We start from the raw sequence: 5,429 nt of genomic DNA, 5'->3' as shown, positions 1-5,429 counted from the left end.
GGGCGGCACGCCCCCCACCGGCCCCGCGGGCGGCTGGGGAGCAGGCCAGGGCGGTTACGGCGGCCCCGGGCCCGCGGGCGGCTGGGGAAGCCCCTGGGGCGGCCCGCCGCCCGCCGCCAAGCCCGGCGTGATCCCGCTGCGCCCGCTGGGCGTGGGCGAGATCCTCGACGGCGCCGTCTCCACCATGCGCGTCCACTGGCGCACCGTCCTCGGCATCTCGCTCACCATCGCGGTCGTCACCCAGGTCGTCGTCATCCTCTTCCAGGGCCTCGTCCTCAACGACGTCTCGCGCACGGTGAACCTCGACGACCCGGACGTCTCCCCCCGCGAGGTCTTCCGCGCGATGGGGAGCATGCTGATCGGCTTCGGCGCCATCTCCGTGATCGCCCTCATCGGCACCGTCGCCGCGACCGCGCTGCTCACCACCGTCACCAGCCGGGCCGTGCTCGGCAGGCCGGTCACCACCGGCGAGGCCTGGCGCGACGCCCGCCCCCAGCTGCCGCGGCTCTTCGGGCTGATCGTCCTGCTGCTCGTCATCACGTTCGGACTGATCGTGGTCGGCGCCGTGCCGGGCATCGTCGTCGCCGCCGCGGGCTCGGGCACCGCGGGAGCCGCGCTCGTCGGCGTCGGCTGCCTCGCGGGCGGTGTCGTCGCCGTCTGGCTGATGGTCCGCTTCTCGCTGGCCTCGCCCACCCTGATGCTGGAGAAGCAGGGCATCGGCACCTCGATGCGCCGCTCCACGAAGCTCGTCCGCGGCTCCTGGTGGCGCGTCTTCGGCATCCAGCTCCTCGCGACGATCATCGCGAACCTCGTCTCGTCCATCGTCGGCCTGCCCTTCACCTTCTTCGGGGCGCTGGCGGGCGGCGACGGCGTCGTCAGCCTCCTGGACGAGAACGCCGGACTCGGCTGGACGTTCCTCGTCGTCAGCGGCATCGGCTCGGTGATCGGCTCCATGATCACGTTCCCGATCACCGCGGGCGTGACCGTGCTGCTCTACGTCGACCAGCGCATCCGCCGCGAGGCCCTCGACCTCGAACTGGCCCGCGCGGCGGGCGTCCAGGGCTACGGCACCGAGACCGGCGCGGGAGGATGACCCGGTGAGCCTGGCGGGGGGAGTTCTCACCACGGCACCGGCAGCCCTGCCGACGGCCGCCGAACCGGCCGCGCGCGTCCTGACCCGCGCCGCGGACCGGGCCGTACGGTCCCTGGCACCGCTGCGCCTGACCGCCTCGGGCGACGCACCGCCGCTGACCGTCCCCCGCGATCCCGCGCGGGAGGCGGCCCGCCGCGAACTCTCCAAGGGCATGTACCACGAGAACGACCCCTCCCTGGTCGAACGCGCCCTCGACACCGTCTGGGACTGGATCTCCGACCTGCTCCGGACGGCCTCGTCGGCCACCCCCGGCGGGACGCTCGGCCTGGTCGTCGTCATCGTCGCGGTGCTCGCCGTGCTCGGCGCCCTGTGGTGGCGCCTGGGCACCCCGCGCCGCAGCCCCGTCTCGGCCGCCGTCCTCTTCGACGACCGCCCCCGCAGCGCCGCCGAACACCGCGCGGCCGCCGAGGCGCACGCCGCCCAGGGCCACTGGAACCCGGCCGTCCAGGAGCGGATGCGCGCCATCGTCCGGTCCCTGGAGGAACGCGCCGTCCTCGATGTCCGCCCCGGCCGCACCGCCGACGAGGCGGCCGCCGCCGCGGGCGGCCCGCTGCCCCTGCACGCGGACCGACTGCGCGCCGCCGCCCGGGACTTCGACGACGTCACGTACGGCGGACGCAGCGCGACCCAGACGTCGTACCGGCGCCTCGCCGACCTCGACGGCGACCTCGAAGGCGCCAGGCCCCGCCTCGCCGACGGCACGACCCCCCACGCCCACCAGGGGGCCGCCGGATGACCGCCACCGAGGCCGCGCCCCCGACCACCTCGGCCGCGCCCGGCGTCCGCCAGGTGTGGACCCGCGCGCGGGGCGTCGTCCTCGCCGCCGTGGTCCTGCTGGCGACGGCCGTCACGATCGCCGTCGTCCGCTCGGACGCCCACCACGGCGCCCTCGACCCGCGCTCCGCCGACCCCTACGGCAGCCGCGCCGTCGCCGAACTCCTCGCCGACCGCGGTGTCTCCACCCGCGTGGTCGCCGGCCTGGACCGGGCCCGTGCCGCCGCGGGCCCGGACACCACCGTCCTGATCGCCGTCCCCGACCTGCTGACGCAGAGCCAGCAGACCAGCCTGCGCACGGCACTCGACGGCTCCGGCGGACGCACCGTCCTCGTCGCCCCGGGCAGCGCCTCCGTGGAACGCCTGGTCCCCGACGTCACCGCCGACCCCGCCACCAGCGACGTCTCCGCGCGCCCCCCGCGATGCGACCTGCCCGCCGCCCGCCGCGCGGGCCCCGCCGACACCGGCGGCCTCCGCTACACCACCACCCACCTGGGCGCCGACACCTGCTACCCCAGCCAGCGCCTGGCCACCCTGCTGCGCGTCCCGGACAGCACCGGCGACGGCGACACCGTCGTCCTCGGGGCGCCCGACATCCTCCTCAACGAACGCCTCGACCAGCAGGGCAACGCCTCGCTCGCCCTCCAACTCCTCGGCTCCCGCCCGCATCTGGTCTGGTACCTCCCCTCGCTCTCCGACACGTCGGCCACCGGCACGGACGACGAGAAGGACTTCATGGACCTGCTGCCCGGGGGCTGGCTCTGGGCCACGCTGCAACTCTTCGTGGCGGCGGGACTCGCCGCCCTCTGGCGGGCCCGCAGGTTCGGCCCGCTGGTGCCCGAACGCCTCCCCGTGGCGATCCGCGCCTCCGAGACCGCCGAAGGCCGCGCCCGCCTCTACCGCAAGGCCAACGCCCGCGACCGCGCCGCGACCGCTCTGCGCTCCGCCACCCGCACCCGCCTCGCCCCCCTCGTCGGCGTCCCCGTCTCCCAGGCGCACACGCCCGAGGCCCTGCTCCCCGCCCTGTCCGCCCACCTCCACGGCGACGGCCGGACGACCCTGCCGACCCTCCTCTTCGGACCGCCGCCCGGCGACGACAAGGCCCTCGTCCTCCTCACCGACCAACTCGACGCCCTCGAAAGAGAGGTACGCCGTCCATGATGGACCCGACCACTGACAACGCCGGGCCCACCGGGGACCAGGGCGGCGCCCGCGCCTCCCTGGAGGCCCTGCGCGCCGAGATCGCCAAGGCCGTGGTCGGCCAGGATCCCGCCGTGACCGGCCTCGTCGTCGCCCTGCTCTGCCGCGGCCACGTCCTCCTGGAAGGCGTCCCGGGCGTCGCCAAGACGCTGCTCGTCAGGGCGCTGGCATCCGCGCTCGAACTCGACACCAAGCGCGTCCAGTTCACCCCGGACCTGATGCCGAGCGACATCACGGGCTCCCTCGTCTACGACACCCGCAGCTCCGAGTTCTCCTTCCAGCCCGGCCCGGTCTTCACCAACCTGCTGCTGGCCGACGAGATCAACCGCACCCCGCCGAAGACCCAGTCGTCCCTCCTCGAAGCCATGGAGGAGCGCCAGGTCACCGTGGACGGGACCGCGCGTCCGCTGCCCGACCCGTTCCTGGTCGCGGCGACCCAGAACCCGGTCGAGTACGAGGGCACCTACCCCCTCCCCGAGGCCCAGCTGGACCGTTTCCTCCTGAAACTGACGATCCCACTGCCCTCCCGCCAGGACGAGATCGACGTCCTCACCCGCCACGCCGACGGCTTCAACCCGCGCGACCTCAAGGCCGCCGGCGTGCGCCCCGTCGCGGGCCCCGCCGACCTGGAGGCCGCCCGCGCGGCCGTCGCCAAGACGACCCTCTCCCCCGAGATCACCGCCTACGTGGTGGACATCTGCCGCGCGACCCGCGAGTCCCCGTCCCTCACCCTGGGCGTCTCCCCGCGCGGCGCCACCGCCCTGCTCTCCACGGCACGCGCGTGGGCCTGGCTCACCGGCCGCGACTACGTGACCCCGGACGACGTGAAGGCCCTCGCCCTGCCCACCCTCCGCCACCGCGTCCAGTTGCGCCCGGAGGCCGAGATGGAGGGCGTGACGGCGGACTCCGTCATCAACGCGATCCTCGCCCACGTCCCCGTCCCCCGCTGATGGCGCTCACCGGTCGCGCCGCACTCCTCGCGGCCCTCGGCTCGATCCCCGTCGGCATCCTGGACCCGAGCTGGACGGGCATCCTGGCCGTGAACGCGCCCCTGGCTGCGGCCTGCCTGTGCGACTTCGCGCTGGCCGCCCCGGTGCGCCGACTCGGCCTGTCCCGCTCGGGGGACACCTCGGCGCGACTGGGCGAGACGGCGGACGTCACCCTCACCGTCACCAACCCGTCGGGCCGTCCGCTGCGCGCCCAGCTCCGCGACGCCTGGCCGCCCAGCAGCTGGCAGCCGGGAACCGAGGTGGCGGCCTCCCGTCACCGGTTGACGGTGCCCGCGGGCGAACGCCGTCGCGCCACGACCCGGCTCCGCCCGACCCGCCGCGGCGACCGTGTCTCGGACCGCGTCACGATCCGCTCCGCGGGCCCGCTCGGCCTCTTCACCCGCCAGGGCACCCACCGCGTCCCCTGGACGGTGCGCGTCCTGCCGCCGTTCACCAGCCGCAAGCACCTGCCCGCGAAGCTGGCCCGCCTCCGCGAACTCGACGGCCGCACCAGCGTCCTCACCCGCGGCGAGGGCACCGAGTTCGACAGCCTGCGCGAGTACGTCCCCGGGGACGACACCCGCTCGATCGACTGGCGCGCGACCGCCCGCCACTCCACGGTCGCGGTCCGTACCTGGCGCCCCGAGCGGGACCGGCACATCCTCGTGGTCCTGGACACGGGACGCACGTCGGCGGGCCGGGTCGGCGACATCCCCCGCCTCGACGCCTCCATGGACGCGGCCCTGCTCCTCGCCGCGCTGGCGTCCCGCGCCGGGGACCGCGTGGACCTCCTGGCCCACGACCGCCGGGTACGCGCCCTGGTACAGGGCAGGACCGCCCGCGACGTCCTCCCCTCCCTGGTCACCGCGATGGCGACGCTGGAACCCGAGCTGGTCGAACTGGACGCCCGGGGTCTCACCTCGACAGCGCTGCGCACCGCTCCCCGACGCTCCCTGATCGTGCTCCTGACGAGCCTGGACACGGCCCCCGTCGAGGAGGGCCTGCTCCCGGTGCTCGCGCAGCTCACGCAGCGCCACACGGTCCTGCTGGCCTCGGTGGCGGACCCGTACATCGCGCGGATGTCCCAGGCCCGCGGGGACGTGGAGGCCGTCTACGAGGCCGCTGCGGCGGCCCAGGCCCAGAGCGAACGCCACCGCACCGCGGAACAACTCCGCAGACACGGCGTGACGGTGGTCGACGCGCCCCCGGACGAGCTGGCGCCCGCGCTGGCGGACGCCTACCTCGCGCTGAAGGCGGCCGGCCGCCTATGAACGACAAAGGGGCTCCGCGAGGAGCCCCTGAATTCACTGTGA

5 protein-coding genes are annotated in these 5,429 nt (G+C 75.3%); all 5 read left to right on the top strand.

Going from position 1 to position 5,429, the window contains the following annotated elements; translation table 11 throughout:
* Positions 1 to 1,093 (top strand): glycerophosphoryl diester phosphodiesterase membrane domain-containing protein (locus GA0115242_RS06825; protein ID WP_093825557.1); only part of this gene is annotated, 1,093 nt, incomplete at its 5' end.
* Positions 1,094 to 1,097: 4 nt separating this feature from the next.
* Positions 1,098 to 1,889, top strand: coding sequence for a DUF4129 domain-containing protein (locus GA0115242_RS06820; RefSeq protein ID WP_093825555.1), 792 nt, complete (start codon positions 1,098 to 1,100; stop codon positions 1,887 to 1,889).
* Entirely contained in the window at positions 1,886 to 3,088 is a 1,203-nt protein-coding gene (locus GA0115242_RS06815; RefSeq protein ID WP_093825553.1) for a DUF4350 domain-containing protein, read from the top strand. The genes GA0115242_RS06820 and GA0115242_RS06815 overlap by 4 nt, the downstream gene beginning before the upstream one ends.
* The gene (locus GA0115242_RS06810; protein ID WP_093825551.1) at positions 3,088 to 4,077 is read left to right on the top strand and encodes an AAA family ATPase; all 990 of its coding nucleotides are present in this window, start codon (positions 3,088 to 3,090) and stop codon (positions 4,075 to 4,077) included. The genes GA0115242_RS06815 and GA0115242_RS06810 overlap by 1 nt, the downstream gene beginning before the upstream one ends.
* On the top strand, positions 4,077 to 5,387 hold the full coding sequence (locus tag GA0115242_RS06805) for a DUF58 domain-containing protein (protein WP_093825549.1): 1,311 nt from the start codon (positions 4,077 to 4,079) through the stop codon (positions 5,385 to 5,387). Before GA0115242_RS06810 ends, GA0115242_RS06805 begins: the two co-directional genes overlap by 1 nt.
* Positions 5,388 to 5,429: the final 42 nt, after the last annotated feature.

The sequence above is a fragment of the Streptomyces sp. SolWspMP-5a-2 genome (assembly GCF_900091845.1).
In the GTDB taxonomy this organism is placed as follows: domain Bacteria; phylum Actinomycetota; class Actinomycetes; order Streptomycetales; family Streptomycetaceae; genus Streptomyces; species Streptomyces doudnae.
Note: the sequence above shows the minus strand (reverse complement) of the source record. Positions and strands in the feature narration are given on the sequence as shown.